16 protein-coding genes are annotated in these 16,669 nt (G+C 64.9%); 11 read left to right on the top strand and 5 right to left on the bottom strand.

All coding sequences use genetic code 11. The features are described 5' to 3' along the window. Positions 1-11 precede the first annotated feature (11 nt). Positions 12-611 (bottom strand): hypothetical protein, encoded by a 600-nt coding sequence (locus AB4Y34_RS04370; protein WP_368715332.1) that lies wholly within the window; start codon positions 609-611, stop codon positions 12-14. 41 nt (positions 612-652) lie between these two features. After that, positions 653-2,887 carry a LamG-like jellyroll fold domain-containing protein gene (locus AB4Y34_RS04365; RefSeq protein ID WP_176379046.1) on the bottom strand — a complete coding sequence of 745 codons (2,235 nt, stop codon included), beginning with the start codon at positions 2,885-2,887 and terminating at the stop codon, positions 653-655. A 15-nt stretch (positions 2,888-2,902) separates the two neighbouring features. Here AB4Y34_RS04365 and AB4Y34_RS04360 point away from each other — a divergent pair, with 15 nt between their 5' ends. Continuing rightward, entirely contained in the window at positions 2,903-3,475 is a 573-nt protein-coding gene (locus AB4Y34_RS04360; RefSeq protein WP_255208732.1) for a TonB-dependent receptor, read from the top strand. 251 nt (positions 3,476-3,726) lie between these two features. On the opposite strand, the gene AB4Y34_RS04355 is transcribed toward AB4Y34_RS04360, so the two are convergent. Next, on the bottom strand, positions 3,727-4,050 hold the full coding sequence (locus tag AB4Y34_RS04355) for a hypothetical protein (protein WP_176379044.1): 324 nt from the start codon (positions 4,048-4,050) through the stop codon (positions 3,727-3,729). A gap of 523 nt (positions 4,051-4,573) precedes the next feature. Here AB4Y34_RS04355 and AB4Y34_RS04350 point away from each other — a divergent pair. Both AB4Y34_RS04350 and AB4Y34_RS04345 read left to right on the top strand, forming a co-directional pair. Continuing rightward, a complete protein-coding gene (locus AB4Y34_RS04350; RefSeq protein ID WP_176379043.1) occupies positions 4,574-4,948 on the top strand; it encodes a hypothetical protein in 375 nt (124 codons plus the stop codon). Between the two features lie 192 nt (positions 4,949-5,140). Continuing rightward, on the top strand, positions 5,141-5,959 hold the full coding sequence (locus AB4Y34_RS04345; protein WP_176379042.1) for a mechanosensitive ion channel family protein: 819 nt from the start codon (positions 5,141-5,143) through the stop codon (positions 5,957-5,959). A gap of 122 nt (positions 5,960-6,081) precedes the next feature. On the opposite strand, the gene AB4Y34_RS04340 is transcribed toward AB4Y34_RS04345, so the two are convergent. Next, the gene (locus AB4Y34_RS04340) at positions 6,082-6,753 is read right to left on the bottom strand and encodes a VTT domain-containing protein (RefSeq protein ID WP_176379041.1); all 672 of its coding nucleotides are present in this window, start codon (positions 6,751-6,753) and stop codon (positions 6,082-6,084) included. A 194-nt stretch (positions 6,754-6,947) separates the two neighbouring features. Between AB4Y34_RS04340 and mutL the strand changes: the two genes are divergently transcribed. Then, positions 6,948-9,023 (top strand): DNA mismatch repair endonuclease MutL, encoded by a 2,076-nt coding sequence (gene mutL / locus AB4Y34_RS04335; RefSeq protein ID WP_368715331.1) that lies wholly within the window; start codon positions 6,948-6,950, stop codon positions 9,021-9,023. Between the two features lie 46 nt (positions 9,024-9,069). Next, positions 9,070-10,050 carry a tRNA (adenosine(37)-N6)-dimethylallyltransferase MiaA gene (gene miaA, locus AB4Y34_RS04330; RefSeq protein WP_368715330.1) on the top strand — a complete coding sequence of 327 codons (981 nt, stop codon included), beginning with the start codon at positions 9,070-9,072 and terminating at the stop codon, positions 10,048-10,050. An 89-nt stretch (positions 10,051-10,139) separates the two neighbouring features. Here miaA and purM read toward each other — a convergent pair whose 3' ends face one another. After that, on the bottom strand, positions 10,140-11,207 hold the full coding sequence (gene purM / locus AB4Y34_RS04325) for a phosphoribosylformylglycinamidine cyclo-ligase (RefSeq protein WP_176379038.1): 1,068 nt from the start codon (positions 11,205-11,207) through the stop codon (positions 10,140-10,142). Between the two features lie 277 nt (positions 11,208-11,484). On the opposite strand from purM, the gene hda reads away from it, so the two are divergent. Genes hda through panB form a run of 6 tightly spaced genes read left to right on the top strand, consistent with a single transcriptional unit; the run spans position 11,485 to position 16,647 of the window. After that, on the top strand, positions 11,485-12,237 hold the full coding sequence (gene hda, locus AB4Y34_RS04320) for a DnaA regulatory inactivator Hda (RefSeq protein WP_176122499.1): 753 nt from the start codon (positions 11,485-11,487) through the stop codon (positions 12,235-12,237). Continuing rightward, positions 12,230-12,916 carry an HAD family phosphatase gene (locus AB4Y34_RS04315; protein ID WP_013088509.1) on the top strand — a complete coding sequence of 229 codons (687 nt, stop codon included), beginning with the start codon at positions 12,230-12,232 and terminating at the stop codon, positions 12,914-12,916. The genes hda and AB4Y34_RS04315 overlap by 8 nt, the downstream gene beginning before the upstream one ends. Then, entirely contained in the window at positions 12,913-14,523 is a 1,611-nt protein-coding gene (pcnB, locus tag AB4Y34_RS04310; protein ID WP_368715329.1) for a polynucleotide adenylyltransferase PcnB, read from the top strand. The genes AB4Y34_RS04315 and pcnB overlap by 4 nt, the downstream gene beginning before the upstream one ends. Before the next feature lie 51 nt (positions 14,524-14,574). Next, entirely contained in the window at positions 14,575-15,117 is a 543-nt protein-coding gene (gene folK / locus AB4Y34_RS04305; RefSeq protein WP_176379036.1) for a 2-amino-4-hydroxy-6-hydroxymethyldihydropteridine diphosphokinase, read from the top strand. After that, positions 15,114-15,794, top strand: a complete 681-nt coding sequence (locus AB4Y34_RS04300) for a deoxynucleoside kinase (protein ID WP_368715328.1) — start codon at positions 15,114-15,116, stop codon at positions 15,792-15,794. The genes folK and AB4Y34_RS04300 overlap by 4 nt, the downstream gene beginning before the upstream one ends. 37 nt (positions 15,795-15,831) lie before the next feature. Next, complete coding sequence (gene panB / locus AB4Y34_RS04295; RefSeq protein WP_368715327.1) at positions 15,832-16,647, top strand: 3-methyl-2-oxobutanoate hydroxymethyltransferase; 816 nt, start codon at positions 15,832-15,834, stop codon at positions 16,645-16,647. The last annotated feature ends 22 nt before the right edge of the window (positions 16,648-16,669 follow it).

The raw sequence follows: 16,669 nt of genomic DNA, 5'->3' as shown, positions 1-16,669 counted from the left end.
GATTGGCGGTTTCAGAAAGCGCAGTTCGGCAGGCTTCCCGTCGTCGTGAAGCTCGATGTGGTCACGCCGGTTCCGGACGGTGTGACGTTCGAGTTATACAAGCCGACATTCGCATACTGGTCGCCGCTTTGCGCGGTCGCATCCAGGCTGACGTTGGCCAGCCAGGCGTGGACCGGATAGCTCGCATTGCGCCCGTCGATCTTCGTGTAGGCGCCCGACAGCGATTGGGTCGCATACGCGCCGTTCACGACGATGTTCGACAGCGACGGGCTGCCGCCTGCCGTGGATACGCCCGACGCGGTGAAGCCGTTGCCGCCTTCCACGTACAGATTCGGATGCGCATCGTTGGAGCCCGATGGCGCAAGCACCACGCTTCGGCCGGTTCCCGCACACTGATTCAGTGCATCCTGAAGGCGGCTCGTGTCGTCGGTGGCCGGAGGCGACGAGCGCTGCGAACTGGAGAAATTCGCGTACAGCGTCTGGCAGACGCCGGGATAGGCCGGTTCGCTGACCGACCGGCTATCGCCGGTCGCCAGCGATTGCGCGCCCACTGAGCCCGCGCTCAGGAAGATGGCGGCGATGAAGAGGCTGGCGTTGTGGTTCATTTTCATTGAAACGGTCATCCTTTTGACGAACAAGTTCACGCTGACAATCAACCCTGCGCGAGCGTCGCGATCCGATCCGGCGGTAACGCGCCGCGATAGATGCGAAACTCGTCGATCGCTCCGTTGAAGTACGGGTCCGCCGCGTACTGAGAACGTCCGATCCAGTTCTGCGCGCTCGGACCGAGATGCCACGGCGCGAACGCCACGCCCGTCGTCTGGCCGGTCTGGCTGCCGTTGACGTACAGCGTGAGCGTCGTGCCCGAGAGCGTCACGGCCACATGGGTCCATTGGCCGCTCGGCAGCGGCGCGTTGCCATTGACCTGACGCTCGTTGTGAGACCCGTTGAGCGTGATCGAAAAGCGCACCGTGCCACCACTGCTGTCGGGGGTGAGCATCATGTAACGGCCGGTGCCCGTGCCGAAATCGAACACGCGCTCCCATTGCTTCGTGCTGTTTGAATTGCGGAACACCCACGTCGCGATCGTGAAATCCGAGACGTCCCCGACGATGTCGTTGGGCAGGCTGACGTAGCCGCTCGAGCCGTCGAGCAGCACCGCGTTGCCGGACTTGCCAGCGGTGCGCGACGCGCCGCCGACTAGCGTGCCCGTATGGCCGTTGCCGGTCGCGTCGGCGGCGGTTGTGCCGCTCGACTCGTCGAAGCTCAGCCAGGTATGTAACTGCACGGCCGTCACCGCGGCGACCTCGTTCGAGTTCGCGCTCTCGCCCGCTGCCGTCGTCGCGCTGACGACGTAGTACCACACGCCGGCCTGCGGGCTGTCGGTATAGGTCAGCACGTCGGTGATGCCGCTCGCGACGGTCGTGTACGGGCCGCCCGAATTCGCGGCGCGCTTGACGTTGTAGCTCGTGCCATTCGCCACGCCCCACCACGACAGCACCACCTGCCCGGCCGCCGGCCAGGCGGTCACGCCGCTCGGCGCGGCGGCCGGCGTCACCGGATCGCGCGTGTAGGCGAGCGTGCCGTAGCCGAGCTGGTCGTAGCCGCCGCTGGTCGTACCGTAGTTGCCGCCGCCGCCTTCCGGCTGGATCGCGAGCGCGAACTTCTCGGACCACGGCGCGGCCAGCCCCTTGCGATTGACATAGTGGTTGTAGACGAGCGCCCAGATTGGACGGATATTGCCTTGCGAGGCCGTCGAAAACCCGGGCTGCACTACGTCGACATTCGCATAGCTCTCGTACGGCACCGTGAGGTAGGTTCCGTCGGCTTGAATGAGATTCGCCTTCGCCACGTACTCCGCGCCGGCGAGGAAGCGGTTGTTGTCGTAGCCGTAGAGATCGATGCCCTGGTTCCAGGCCATCTCGCAGATGGCGCCGCACAGCCCGATGCCGAGGTTGTTGTGCCCCTGGTCGCGCCCGCTCTCCTGCCACTGTCCGAGGTAGCCCGGGTGCAGGTAGTAGACCGCCTGCGCGATCGCACCGTTGCCAAGCCCGCTCAGGTAGTAGTTGACCGCTTCGTCGAACATCGCGCGGTCGTCACAGAGCACGCCGATCGCCATGATCGACGCCATGCTGCACAGGTCCCAGTTGGCCCAGTAGTGCGTGTAGTCGGTGTTGTTGTGGCGGTTCAGGAAGTCGATGTTGATCGGATAGAAGATGTTGGACATCATCGACTGGAACGCCATGAGGTCCGCTGCGGCGAGGCCAGGGTAGCTGCGCATGATCTCGCCGACGATCGCGAACTCGTAGCCATAGATGCCGGCGGCCAGATCGACGTTGCTGTCGCCGCCGAGACTCTGCAGCGTCGAGGACCACGCGTTCATGATCTGCACCGCCTTGTCGGCGTATGCCGTGTCGCCAGTGACTTTCCAGTACAGCGCGCAAGCGTAGGCGGCGGCGATGTCGCCATAGAGCTGCGGATAGTTCTGCGGACCGGTGCCGCCACGATTGATCTGCGCGGCCGGCCGGGGCGACCAGGACAGTCGCGTGTGGCCGTTGGCGGTCAGCACCTGAAAGCCGGCGTACCAGGGCTGCGCCTGCGCGGCGACCTTCTGCGCCATGCGGTCGAAGTCGGTCTGCGTGTGCAGGAGCCCCGGATGCACGAACGCGCCGCTCGTCGCAACGGCGGCCTCGCCGGTTGCCGCTCGTGCGAGCACCAGGCTGGCCGTGTTGATGCTCGCCGCGCTGGCAACGGCCGAACGGCTCACGGCCGCTTCGCCGACGCTGCCGCCCCCGCCGCATCCGCTCAGCGCCAACGCGCCGAGGCTGTGCAAAAAGGTGCGGCGCGACACTGCCAAGGTGAAACTGTTTGTTTTGGTTCGATCCATATCGCGATTCCGTTTATGAGGCCGTGGCTGGAAAAACTGATCCGATGGGGGTGCCCTGCTAGCAAACGTTTGCGTCGGTGGACGGCGAACTGGTGCAGCAGAGACACATCCTTCCGTGTTATCGACACAAACTGCTGTTTGCTGACCGTGGAATCGTGTAGGGATTGCCTGAAACCTGGCGCGGGAAAATCCTATGGACCGAGCAGGAACGCCCGCGACAACTCCAATGCCGATGCGTCGCTGAACTTCGCGTTCATTTCGCAGAACTTCACGATGAACGACACGATGCTGACATTCCAGCCGTATCTGCAATGCGCCTGGCAACTGCAGAACGGTTCGACGATTACGCCGGGACTCAAGTACGTGTCGTTCCACCGCAGCATCGATACGCCGATGAACCAGAAGACCGGTGAGCCGCTCGATTTCCGCCACACGTGGGACAAGATTCTGCCGTCATTGATTCTGCATCAGCAGATCACGCCGCAATGGAGCGCGTATGCGCAGTACGCGCAGGGCTTTCTCGCGCCGAGCCTGCCATCGATCCGGCCAGCGAGCGTCTGTTTTCGGTTTGCGCCAATCACCGCATGATGATCGTCGATGCGACGTCGGGCCGTCGCGTGGCCGAGGTGTTGATAAGGGGCCGCCGTGATGCTGCGGCTTCCGATCCGTCCTTGAAGTTCGCGCCCAGTTCGAACGGCGCGGACCGCGCGCTAACGATCGTGCATGAAGACGATGCGGACCACTACACGGTTGCGCAGAACATGCCAACGCGGGAAGGCGCAAAAACGATGGCGCTCGATGAGGGCAGCCTCGCCGCCGCGTGTGAAACACCGGCCCGCCTACATGAGGCCGTGCGCGATGCCGCTCGGCCTCTCCCGACGCTCCCGGTCGTTCGACACACCGAAATCGGTGGCCTGCAGTGAAACAGTGGCCGAACTGGCCAGCGAACGCTTGGCGCTGGCACGCGCGAGGATGCGCTGCTCGTGCACATAGAACAATTCGAGTTGGCGCGCGTCGGACGCTTTTCGTTCGAGCCCGAATACGTCTTCGAGCACCCGCCGCGACACGTGAAAACGCTGAAGCCCGCGGCCAAGCTGGATCTGAAAGACAACACCGTCGCTGTTATGCGGCACCGCTGCCCAGATAAGCGGAATGCTACTCATGGAGCCCCCGTGAGTCTGGATCTTCGTATCAGGAATACGATGATCTGATCCTCGCACGTATAAACGCACGGCGCGACGTTTCAAAATACAAACAAGTTCGATTTGGCATTTTCACCACAGTGGCGGAGTGTTGCGACGCAACGCGTCATTCATTGACGACGCACCGTCGCCGGCCTTTCCCGGCGAGCGCGATGACCTGCCTCGGCATCGGCTATGGCTTGAGGTCTCGCCTTTTCGATGGTATCCGACGCTGCAACTCGGCATTTCTTGTCGCTTCTGACGCGCAGCAATCGGAGTCCGTCGCAGTACTATAAATTTGCAAAGAACTTTTCACATTCCGATTGCGCATAAAAACGCTCGAAAGAAAGCGCGAGACGGCTATCGCTTTTTCTGGTTATTTATCGAGATGAAAAGATATGCAATGATCGCCGCCGAATCAGCGGAGCATGTCTGAACCTCGCGTGAGCATCCGTTCCGGCAACCCCACAACCCCACGGCGCATTGCTTTTTCATTGAACCGATAATGACCGACTTTCTGTTCGATCTGCTATCGAACCTCGCCTTGCTCGCCATCGTATCGATGGCCTGCCGACTGTATAACCGGTTCGGGTCGGGTGCCGCGTTGAGCGGCCCGGCGATTTTCATCGTGCTCGCGCTGCTCGCGTGCGTGCTCGACGGCTTGTTGACTTTTGTCGTGTTCGCCGACGCGCAGAGTCGCTATGGACAATTCGTCCGGCCGACTCTATTTCTTCGGCGTGCTGGCGCATATGCGCTCGCAATCGTGATCGCGTTCTCATGGCATCGCGTGTCGAAGCGCAGGCGAGCCGTGAAAAGCGACCAGGACAACGCGGTTGTCATCTGCACGTCACCGTATTCCGAATCGCGATTGCGCATGTAGGGGCGGCGCGCTCGAGCGGCTTCTCACATACGCCCCGCCATTTTTCGTCTCTCAATTGCCGCCCGCGAGCAGGCCAGGAACGGTCCTTGCGCATGCGGGCGCCGTCGGCTATAACTCCCGAAGACCGCGCGTTGTGGGTCATGGCACCACCGTCGTTCAATCCGTTGATGGCAACTTATAACGAGGAACATCTTGGATATCGAAACCGCACGTGCATTCATCATGACCCGGGGCATCGACATCGGCACCAAGGTGCTCGGCGCCATCGTGCTGTGGATCGTCGGCCGCTGGGTCATCGGGCTGATCTCCAACCTGTTGCGCAAGGTGCTCGCTCGCAACGGCAAGGTCGATCCGACGCTCGCCCACTACCTCGCGTCGATTCTCGGCGCGTTGCTGAACCTGCTGCTCATCCTCGCAATCCTGCAAATCTTCGGTGTGCAGACAACGTCGTTCGCCGCATTGCTCGCCGGTCTTGGCCTCGCGATCGGTACTGCGTGGGGCGGCCTGCTCGCGCACTTCGCGGCCGGCGTGTTCATGCAGGTGCTGCGACCGTTCAAGGTCGGCGATTTCGTTACGGCCGCGGGCGTCACCGGCACCGTCACCGAGTTGGGCCTGTTCGGCACGACGATCGTCACGCCGGACAACGTGATGACCATCGTCGGCAACAACAAGATCTTTTCCGACACGATCTCGAACTACAGCGTGTTGCCGTTCCGGCGCGTCGAGCTGACCGCGAAGATCGCCAACGGCGTCGATCCAACCGATGCGATCGCGCGTCTGAAAGCCGCCGTCGCAAAGATTCCGAACGTGTCCGAAAACCCCGCGCCGGACATCGAGGTCTTGAGCTTCACGCCGGAAGGACCGCTGCTGTGCGTGCGTCCTTATTCGTCGAACCAGAACTACTGGCAGGTCTACTTCGACACCAATCGCGCGATCGTGCAGACCTTCAAGGAAGCCGGCTATCCGACGCCGGAAACGCCGCTCGCGCCGCGCGCGATCACGCGCGATTGATGTGACCTAACGTGCGCGCGAAGCCGGCACGGGTCGCCGGCACCGGGGCATGAAAAAAGGCGTCGCGAGATTCGCGACGCCTTCTGATCATCAAGGTCCGAACTACAGCCGGCTACAGCTCGTCAACGCGTACTCGCGTTCGCGCCATTCTTGCGCAGCATCTTCCACAACGCGGCGAGCACGACCGGCACAATTGCCGCGCCGATACCGACCAGCACGATCACGTTCAGATACTGACGGATGAACGGAATGTTGCCGAAGAAATAGCCGAGCAGCACGAGCAGGAGCACCCACGACAGCGCGCCGACGACGTTGAACATCTGGAAGCGGCTCCAGGTCATCGACGACGCACCGGCGACGAACGGCGCAAAGGTCCGCACGACCGGGATGAAACGCGCGAGCACGATCGTCTTGCCGCCGTGTTTCTCATAGAAATCGTGAGTCCTCTGCAGCGCGGCACGATCGAGAAAGCGCTCGAGCACCGGAATATGCGTATTGAACACACGCGGTCCGATCGCACGGCCGATCAGATAGTTGGTCGTATTGCCGCCGATCGCCGCCACCAGCAGCAACAGGATCAGCAGCCCGAGATGCATCTGCCCGGCCGCGCAGAACGCGCCGCCGATGAACAGCAGCGAGTCGCCCGGCAGAAACGGCAGAACCACGAGTCCGGTTTCTGCGAACACGATTGCGAATAGCACCGCGTAAACCCAGGTGCCATACACCTGGATGAAGTCCCCGAGGAACTTGTCGATGTGTAGGACAAGGTTGGCGAAATGGAGCAACGTATCCAAGGAATGTCCTTATAAACCGATGATTGCGTAGAGGAAAAACGGCCGTCGCGCGACCCGATAACAGGGGCAGCAAGCGGCGGGCCGACCGCTGCGAATTGACCGCGACATGATACAGAAAGTGCCTCGGGTCGATTAAAAAACTGCGGGTCGGGCAGCGGCACGGGCGACGTACGCCGAGTCGCTATAATTTCGCCATGTCCGAATTCTCCGAAACGCCTGCGGGCACCGCGGCCGCGGCCGCACCCTCCGACGGCTCCCGCGCGGCGCCCGCGCCGCGTCCGCTGCGCGCGATCCAGCCGCTCCCCGATCAACTGATCAGCCAGATCGCCGCCGGCGAAGTGGTCGAGCGGCCGGCGTCGGTGGTCAAGGAACTGCTCGAGAATGCGCTCGACGCGGGCGCGCAGACGCTGCGCATCCTGCTCGACGAAGGCGGCGTCAAACGCATCTCGATCACCGACGACGGCTGTGGCATCCCCGAGAACGAACTCGTACTCGCACTGACGCGCCATGCGACCAGCAAGATCCGCTCGCTTGCCGAGCTCGAGGCGGTCGCGACGCTCGGGTTCCGCGGCGAAGCGCTGGCGTCGATTGCGTCGGTCGCGCAGATGAGCATCACGAGCCGCACCGCCGACGTGCCGCACGCGGTGCGCATCGATGCGGAAACCGGCGTGCTGAGTCCCGCCGCCGGCACGCAAGGCACGACGATCGAAGTCCGCGAGCTGTACTTCAACACGCCCGCGCGCCGCAAATTCCTGAAAAGCGAACAGACCGAACTCGGCCACTGTCTCGAACAGATCCGCCGCGCCGCCCTCGCGCGGCCGGACGTGGCGATCTCGGTGCTGCACAACGGCAAGGCCGTCGAACACTGGAACGCGAGCGAGCCGCCCGCGCGCGTCGCGAAGATTCTCGGCGACACGTTCGCGACCGCCCATCTGCCGCTCGACGAATCCGCCGGTCCGCTCGCAATCTACGGCTGCGCCGGTCTGCCGACCGCAAGCCGCGGCCGCGCCGATCAACAGTATTTCTTCGTCAACGGCCGCTTCGTGCGGGACAAGCTGCTCACGCACGCAGTGCGCGCCGCGTATGAAGACGTGCTGCACGGTGAGCGTTATCCGTCGTACGTGCTGTTCCTCGATCTGCCGCCCGAGGGCGTCGACGTGAACGTGCATCCGTCGAAAATCGAGGTGCGTTTCCGCGATTCGCGCTCGATTCACCAGTTCGTGTTCCATGCGGTGCAGCGCGCGCTCGCGCGGCACGCGGGCGCGTCGCCGGAAACGACGGCTGGCGGGCATGCGGCGCACCTGGAACCGTCGGCCGGTGAACCGGCTTCGTTTGGTTCGACGCCGCTGGGCGGCGCAAGCGGCGCGGGCGCCGGTGTTTCGAGCGCCGCGGGCTTCGCCGCCGGAAGCCGTGGCAGCTTTGGCGGCGGAGGCTTCGGCAGCTTCGGGGCCTCGCAGCCCGGCAACACGTGGATGCGCCAGGCGCGCATGACGCAAGGCACGCTGCCGGTCGCGCAACCGCTCGCCGGTTACGACGCGCTGTTCGGCCGCAAGGATCCGCTCGCGGGCCGGGTCGAAGGCGCGTCGCTGTTCGAAGCGCGCGACTCGGCGAGCGAAACGACGTCGCCATACGACGCGGCACCGTTCGCGTCGCGCCCGGCTGCCCCCGCATTCGACGCCACCGACGATCAGCCGCTCGGCTTCGCGCTCGGCCAGATCCACGGCATCTACGTGCTTGCGCAAAACCGCCACGGGCTCGTGATCGTCGACATGCATGCGGCGCACGAGCGCATCCTGTACGAGCAGTTCAAGAACGCGCTCGCCGACCGAGCAATCGCCGTACAGCCGCTGCTGATTCCGCAGACGATGCAGGCCGATCCGGTCGAAATCGGCACGGTCGAGGAAGAACGCGATACGCTCGATGCGCTCGGCTTCGACCTCGCGGTGCTGTCGCCGACCACGCTCGCGATCCGCGCGGTCCCCGCGCTGTTAAAGGACGCCGATCTGCAAGCGCTCGCGCGCGCGGTGCTGTCCGACCTGCACGCGTTCGGCGGCTCGCGCGTGCTGACCGAGCGTCAGCACGAACTGCTTGGCACGCTCGCGTGCCATCACGCGGTGCGCGCGAACCGGCGTCTGACGCTCGACGAAATGAACGCGCTGTTGCGCCAGATGGAAGCGACCGAGCGCGCTGACCAGTGCAACCACGGGCGTCCGACCTGGTATCAGCTGACGCTGGCCGATCTCGATCGGCTGTTCATGCGCGGCCAGTAACGCGCCGCGTTCGATCACACCGCCCGCGCCTCACGCCCGCTTGCCCATGACGTCACGCCCTACCCTGATCCCGTGCCTGCTCGGCCCGACCGCGTCCGGCAAGACCGCCGCGGCGCTCGCGCTCGCCGCGCGGCGGCCGGTCGAAATCATCAGCGTCGACTCGGCGCTCGTCTATCGCGAGATGGACATCGGCACCGCGAAGCCGACTGCGGAAGAACGCGCGGTCGCGCCGCATCATCTGATCGATATCGTCGATCCGGCCGACTCGTACTCGGCTGCGCAGTTTCGCGCCGACACGCTGCGGCTCGTCGGTGAAATTCATGCGCGCGGTCGGCTGCCGCTGCTGGTCGGCGGCACGATGCTGTACTACAAGGCGCTCACGCAGGGGCTCAACGACCTGCCCGGCGCCGATGCCGAACTACGCGCGACGCTCGACGCCGACGCCGCCCGCGACGGCTGGCCGGCGCTTCACGCACGCCTCGCCGCGCTCGATCCGGTCATGGCCGCGCGTCTCGCACCGAACGATTCGCAGCGCATCCAGCGCGCGCTGGAAGTGTTCATGCTGACCGGCCAGCCGATGTCGGCGCTGCTCGCCGCGCCCGCGCGCACGGACGACGCCGCGTCGGCATGGCGCTTCGTGCCGGTCGCGCTGGAGCCGTCCGAGCGTGGCTTGCTGCACGCGCGCATCGAGCAGCGCTTCGATGCGATGCTCGCGCACGGTTTCGTCGATGAAGTGGTCAAGCTGCGCGCGCGCGGCGACCTGCTGCCGGAGATGTCGTCGATGCGCTGCGTCGGCTATCGGCAGGTGTGGGAATACCTCGATGGCGCGGTCGATTATCGGACCATGCGCGACAAGGGCATCTTCGCGACGCGGCAACTCTGCAAGCGGCAGCTCACGTGGCTGCGCAGCATGCCGGAGAGACAGGTGGTGGATTGCTGCGATCCGCACGCGACGGCGCGGGTGGTGGAGCTGATCGAGACGCTCGTTGGAGACGCCGATCGAAGTGAGGGAATTAGAGGGACCTAAAGCGGGGACCTAAAGCGGGGATTCGAAGCGGGGATTTGAAGCCCGCGCGGCGCGCCGTTGCGGCACGCCACGCGAACCCTCGTCAATCGTTAGACCACGACCGTCTGCGCTTCACCCGCCGCGCTTTCGCGGACCGTGCCGATCTTCCAGACCTGCTCGCCCGCCGCGGACAGCAGACCGATCGCCGCCTGAGCATCCGCGGCCGACACGATCACCGCCATACCGATACCGCAGTTGAACACGCGGTGCATTTCCGCATCGGCGACGCCGCCGTGCTTCTGCAGCCACGAGAACAGCGGCGGCAGCGGCCACGCGCGATGATCTAGCTCGGCCGTGAGACCCTCGCGCAGCACGCGCGGAATGTTCTCGACCAATCCGCCGCCGGTGATGTGCGCCATGCCCTTCACCTCGAGCTGCTGCATTAACGCGAGCAGCGGCTTCACGTAGATGCGCGTCGGCGCCATCAGCGCGACGGCGAGCGGGCGGCCGTCGAAGTCCGCGTTCAGATCGGGATTGGCGCGCTCGATGATCTTGCGCACCAGCGAAAAGCCGTTCGAATGGATGCCGCTCGACGCGAGCCCGAGCACCACGTCGCCAGGAGCGATCTTGCTGCCGTCGATGATCTTGCTCTTTTCCACCGCGCCGACTGCGAAACCGGCCAGATCGTATTCGCCGTCCGGATACATGCCCGGCATTTCCGCGGTTTCACCGCCGATCAGTGCGCAGCCCGACAGCTCGCAGCCCTGCGCGATGCCCTTCACGACGGTCGCCGCCGTGCCGACGTCGAGCTTGCCGCAGGCGAAATAGTCGAGGAAGAACAGCGGCTCGGCGCCCTGCACGAGGATGTCGTTGACGCTCATCGCGACCAGATCCTGGCCGACCGTGTCGTGCTTGTTCAGCTGGAACGCGAGACGCAGCTTGGTGCCGACGCCGTCGGTGCCGGACACGAGCACCGGTTCCTTGTACTTCTTCGGCACTTCGAACAGCGCGCCGAATCCACCGATGCCGCCCAGCACGCCGTCGCGCAGGGTCTTCTTGGCAAAGGGCTTGATCGCGTCGACGAGGGCATCGCCCGCATCGATGTCCACGCCGGCGTCGCGATACGACAAACCTTGGGCCGAATCGGGTGAAGGCTGGGCGGATTTCGGTTGATTCATGGGGAAGAGCAAGAAGGTCGGTAAAATGCGATTTTACCCGATGCTGGCCGCGTGGCTGGAATTCGCGCGTTCCGACGAGATCCTGGAAACGACCTTTGCAACACGATACCCCGATTCCGGCGCCGCCGCCCCGCGCATTTCCGTCCGTCGCGCTTCGCGATCTGCGGCCTCACGACCCGGCGAGCACGCTTCACGACAACTGAGCGCCTGGCAACGTTCCAGGCCCCGCGGTCCGGGCCACTCGCGGCCCGAGCCTCATTTTCGGCATTAACCTACTGTGCTTCGTCAACTGACGCTCGATCTCGGCACCCCGCCGCCATCGACATTCGACAATTTCTTCGCCGGCGCGAACGCCGAGCTGGTCACGCGCCTGCGTGAGCTCGACGACGCGCTCGCCTCCGGACCGGTCGCCGATCGCACCTTCTACATCTGGGGCGAAGCCGGCAGCGGCCGCACGCATCTGCTGCAGGCGCTCGTGCACGAAGCGCCGCCCGGACACGCGCGCTTCGCCGGTCCGCAAAGCAGCCTCGCCGCCTTCGGCTTCGATCCGCGCGTCGCGCTCTATGCGATCGACGACTGCGACGCACTGTCGGCCGCGCAGCAGATCGCCGTGTTCAACCTGTTCAACGAAGTGCGGGCGCATCCGACCAGCGCGCTCGTCGCCGCGGGCAACGCGGCGCCGATCGGCATGACGGTGCGCGAGGATTTGCGCACGCGCCTCGGCTGGGGTCTCGTGTTTCACCTCGCGCCGCTGCCCGACGACGCGAAGGCCGCGGTGTTGAAACGCGCGGCGCGCGAGCGCGGCATCATGCTCGCCGACGACGTGCCGGCCTATCTGCTCACGCACTTTCGCCGCGACATGCCGAGCCTGATGGCGCTGCTCGACGCGCTCGACCGCTTCTCGCTCGAACAGAAACGCGCGGTCACGCTGCCGCTGTTGCGCACGATGCTGGCGTCGCCCGATCCCGCCACCGCGCCGGGTTCACACGCCGTTCTTCCGGCTTCAAGTAAAATGGGCCCCCATGGCTAACCTTGCACTCTTCGATCTCGATCACACGCTCATTCCCACCGACAGCGACCACGAATGGGGCCGCTTCATGGTGAAAAAAGGCATGGTCGACGCCGAAAATTTCGCCCGTGAAAACGACCGCTTCTACGCCGACTACAAGGCCGGCAAGCTCGACATTCACGCTTATCTGATCGCCATGCTGACGCCGCTCGCGAAGTACACGCGCGCGCAGCTCGCGGACTTTCACGCGCAGTACATGCACGAGGTCATCACGCCGGCCATCCAGCCGGTGGCGATCGAGCTCGTGAAGCAGCATCGCGAAGCGGGCGACCTGTGCTGCGTCGTCACCGCGACCAACGAATTCATCACGCGTCCCATCGCCCAGGCGTTCGGCGTCGACACGCTGATCGCGTGCGAGGCGGAGACCGTCGGCGGCGATCCGCACGGCGCCTACACCGGCCGCCCGACCGGCACGCCGAGCTACAAGGAAGGCAAGATCGTGCGCACCGAAATGTGGCTCGCGTCGCTCGGCAAGACGTGGAGCGACTTCGAGCACAGCTATTTCTATAGCGATTCGCACAACGACATCCCGCTGCTCGAAAAAGTCACCGATCCCATCGCGACCAATCCGGACGACACGTTGCGCGCCCATGCGCAGGCCAAAGGCTGGCGCATCCTCGAACTCTTCCAACCCTCGTGATCAAGAAACTCATCCGCAAGCTATTCGGCCAGGACGCGGCGAGCGCTGACGACACGCTCTCCGCCGCCAGCGTCGACGGCAACGCCAATGACAAGCCGCCGGCGCGCGGCAAGTCCGCTTCCGGCACGACCGTATCCGGCGCGGCCGCGCGGCCGCGTCGCAAATCCACCGCCGCTGCCGCCGCACAAGCGCCGCGCGAACCGGACGTCCCCGTCATCATTCCGCACGACGTGCATGGCATCGACCCCACGCTGATCTCGCGCAACGCAATCCGCGTGACCGAGGGCCTGCAACAGGCGGGCTTTCGCGCGTTCATCGTCGGCGGCGCGGTGCGCGACCTGCTGCTCGGCGTGAAGCCGAAAGACTTCGACGTCGCGACCGACGCGACGCCCGAACAGGTGCAGAAGCTGTTCCGCCGCGCGCGCATCATCGGCCGGCGCTTCCAGATCGTGCACGTCCAGTTCGGCCAGGAAATCATCGAGACCTCGACGTTCCGCGCGCTGGTCGATCCGCCCGCGGCCGACGCGCCGCCGCCGAAGCGTCTGAAGCGCGACGAGCTCGACCGCCGCACCCACGCGGTCGACGCGAGCGGCCGCGTGCTGCGCGACAACGTGTGGGGCGAGCAGCACGAGGACGCCACGCGCCGCGACTTCACGATCAACGCGATGTACTACGATCCGGCCACGCAAACCGTGCTGGATTACCATAACGGCATGGCCGACATGCGCACGCGCCTGCTGCGCATGATCGGCGACCCGGCCACGCGCTATCGCGAGGACCCGGTGCGCATGCTGCGCGTCGTGCGCTTCGCCGCCAAGCTCGACTTCGACATCGACGACGCCACGCGCGCGCCGATCGAAAAGATGGCCGATCTGATCAACAACGTGCCCGCCGCGCGTCTGTTCGACGAAATGCTGAAGCTGATGCTGTCGGGTCACGCGCTCGCGTGCCTGAAGCGGCTGCGCCAGGAAGGCCTGCATCACGGGCTGCTGCCGCTGCTCGACGTGGTGCTCGAGCAGCCGACCGGCGAGAAATTCATTTCTCTGGCACTCTCTAATACAGATGCACGCGTGCTCGCGGGCAAACCGGTGTCGCCGGGCTTCCTGTTCGCGACGCTGTTGTGGCACGACGTGCAGCAGCGCTGGCAGAAGTTCGAGGCCGAAGGCGAGTATCCGGTGCCCGCGCTGCATCGCGCGATGGACGAAGTGCTCGACATGCAGACCGAAAAGCTCGCGATCCACAAGCGCTTCTCGGCCGACATGCGCGAGATCTGGGGTCTGCAGCTGCGCCTCGAAAAGCGCTCGGGCCGCAGCGCGCTGAAGCTGCTGGAACACCAAAGATTTAGAGCGGGGTATGATTTCCTCCTGTTGCGCTGCGCATCGGGCGAACTCGACGAGTCGGTCGGTACGTGGTGGACGGAGTTCATCGAAGGAGACGCCGCCGCGCGCGAGGCATTGCTCACGCAAGGCGGGAAGGACCGGAGCCCCAGAAAACGACGGCGGCGCGGTGGCGCCAGAAACCGCAAATCAGGTGACGGGGTGGAGGACGGCTCGTCCGCCGAACGCACGGACAACGACGCGAGCCGCGAAGGCTCGCACGAAGACTGACGCGGCGTTCGCGGAAGAGCCGTCGAAACGATAGCTGCAGGAAGTTATGCCATGACGGTTGCTTATCTTGGCCTCGGCGCGAATCTCGGGGACGCGCGCCAGACCCTGAAAGACGCGGTGGTGTGCCTCGCACAACAGCACACCATCACCGTGCTCGCCAAATCGAGCCTATATCGCACCGCCCCGATCGACGCGGGCGGCGACGACTATTTCAATTGCGTCGTGAAGCTGGAGACGACGCTCCCCGTGCGGCATCTGCTCGCGCTGTGTCACAAGATCGAGCATCATTTCGGCCGTGAGCGGCCGTTCCGCAATGCGCCGCGCACGCTCGATCTCGACATCCTGCTGTACGGCGATCAATCGATCGACGAAGCCGATCTGATCGTGCCGCATCCACGCCTCGTCGAGCGCGCGTTTGCGCTGGTGCCGCTGGTCGAGATCGACGCGGCGATCGTGATTCCGCAACATGGCCGGGCCGCCGCGCTGCTCGATAGCGTCAGCGATCAGCGCATCGAGAAGGTGAAGGGCCCCTGCCAGTGTCCGATGCTCAATGCACTCACCGGTAATTCCGCCGAGAAGGGCCGCTGCGAATGAGTTCGCCGCCGCTCACGGTCACCGCGCCGCAGCTGCGCCCGCCGTTCGGCTATATCGCGATCGAGGGGCCGATCGGCGTCGGCAAGACCTCACTCGCGCGGCGCCTCGCGCAACGCTGGTCGATGCACGAACTGTTCGAGCGCCCGCAGGACAATCCGTTTCTTGAACGCTTCTATCGCGACACCGCGCGCTATGCGCTGCCTGTGCAGTTGCACTTCGCGCTGCAACGCGCGCAGCAGGCGCAGGAAGTGGGCGCCGCGCGGGCGAGCGGAACACCGCTGATCGCCGACTTCATCACGCAGCGAAACGACATCTTCGCGCGTCTGACCTTGCAGGAAGACGAGTGGCAGCTGTACCGCGCGCTTGCCGCGCGGCTCGACGTCAGCGCGCCGGAGCCGGACTTCGTCGTTTATCTGCAGGCGAGTCCCGAGGTGCTGTTCGCGCGCATCCAGAAGCGCGCGGTGCCGATGGAGCTGCAGATTTCCGATGCGTATCTGCGCGCGCTATGCGACGCGTACAACGAATTCTTCTACCACTACGACCGCACGCCCGTGCTGACGGTCAACGCCGAACACCTGAATCCGCTCGACTCCGACGCGGACCTTGCGCTGCTCGCCGAACGCATCGAGACGATGCGCGGCCGCAAGGAATTCTTTGTCAAAGCCACGTCGCTGTGAGCGGCGCGGCTAGTTCATTTTTCTCACTGGATTGACCATGACTTATTTGCAGGAAGCGAGCCGGAGCGCGATCACCGTGCCGAAACTGCAGGCAATGCGCGACGCCGGCGAAAAGATCGCGATGCTCACCTGCTACGACGCGAGCTTCGCCGCGCTGCTCGATCGCGCGGGCGTCGACGTGCTGCTGATCGGCGACTCGCTCGGCAACGTACTGCAAGGCCAGGCGACCACGCTGCCCGTGACGCTGGCGGACATCGCGTATCACACGGCGAGCGTCTCGCGCGCGCGGCCGTCGGCGCTGATCATGGCGGACCTGCCGTTCGGCACGTACGGCACGCGCGAAGACGCGTTCAGGAGTTCGGTCGAACTGATGCGCGCGGGCGCGCAGATGGTCAAGCTCGAAGGCGGAGAATGGCTCGCGGATACGGTGCGGTTTCTGGTCGAGCGCTCGATTCCGGTGTGCGCGCACGTGGGTCTGACGCCGCAGTCGGTGCATGCATTCGGCGGCTTCAAGGTGCAGGGCAAGACCGAAGCGGGCGCGAGCCAGCTGCTGCGCGATTCACTCGCGATGCAGGCCGCCGGCGCGCAATCACTGTTGATGGAAGCGATCCCGGCTCAACTCGCGGGCGAGGTCACGAGGCAACTGCGCGTTCCGACGATCGGCATCGGCGCGGGTCTCGACTGCTCGGGTCAGGTGCTCGTGCTGCACGACATGCTCGGGATTTTCCCCGGCAAGCGGCCGCGCTTCGTGAAAGATTTCATGCAGGGACAGCCGAACATTCAGGCGGCCGTCGAGGCGTATGTGCGGACGGTGAAGGACGGCACGTTCCCAGGCGCCGAGCACACGTTCTGATGTATGTTTGCCGCGCGGGCGC

Origin of the sequence: Paraburkholderia sp. BR10954 (assembly GCF_040965775.1) — a bacterium.
Lineage (GTDB): Bacteria > Pseudomonadota > Gammaproteobacteria > Burkholderiales > Burkholderiaceae > Paraburkholderia > Paraburkholderia youngii.
Note: the sequence above shows the minus strand (reverse complement) of the source record. Positions and strands in the feature narration are given on the sequence as shown.

What these genes read in the sequence shown, in the direction of transcription:
- AB4Y34_RS04365 (WP_176379046.1), bottom strand. Translation starts at nt 2,887, where the DNA reads ATGGATCGAACCAAAACAAACAGTTTCACCTTGGCAGTGTCGCGCCGC.
- AB4Y34_RS04300 (WP_368715328.1), top strand. Translation starts at nt 15,114, where the DNA reads ATGAGTTCGCCGCCGCTCACGGTCACCGCGCCGCAGCTGCGCCCGCCG.
- panB (WP_368715327.1), top strand. Translation starts at nt 15,832, where the DNA reads ATGACTTATTTGCAGGAAGCGAGCCGGAGCGCGATCACCGTGCCGAAA.
- AB4Y34_RS04360 (WP_255208732.1), top strand. Translation starts at nt 2,903, where the DNA reads ATGAGGCCGTGGCTGGAAAAACTGATCCGATGGGGGTGCCCTGCTAGC.
- AB4Y34_RS04370 (WP_368715332.1), bottom strand. Translation starts at nt 611, where the DNA reads ATGAAAATGAACCACAACGCCAGCCTCTTCATCGCCGCCATCTTCCTG.
- mutL (WP_368715331.1), top strand. Translation starts at nt 6,948, where the DNA reads ATGTCCGAATTCTCCGAAACGCCTGCGGGCACCGCGGCCGCGGCCGCA.
- miaA (WP_368715330.1), top strand. Translation starts at nt 9,070, where the DNA reads ATGACGTCACGCCCTACCCTGATCCCGTGCCTGCTCGGCCCGACCGCG.
- purM (WP_176379038.1), bottom strand. Translation starts at nt 11,207, where the DNA reads ATGAATCAACCGAAATCCGCCCAGCCTTCACCCGATTCGGCCCAAGGT.
- AB4Y34_RS04315 (WP_013088509.1), top strand. Translation starts at nt 12,230, where the DNA reads ATGGCTAACCTTGCACTCTTCGATCTCGATCACACGCTCATTCCCACC.
- AB4Y34_RS04350 (WP_176379043.1), top strand. Translation starts at nt 4,574, where the DNA reads ATGACCGACTTTCTGTTCGATCTGCTATCGAACCTCGCCTTGCTCGCC.
- AB4Y34_RS04355 (WP_176379044.1), bottom strand. Translation starts at nt 4,050, where the DNA reads ATGAGTAGCATTCCGCTTATCTGGGCAGCGGTGCCGCATAACAGCGAC.
- folK (WP_176379036.1), top strand. Translation starts at nt 14,575, where the DNA reads ATGACGGTTGCTTATCTTGGCCTCGGCGCGAATCTCGGGGACGCGCGC.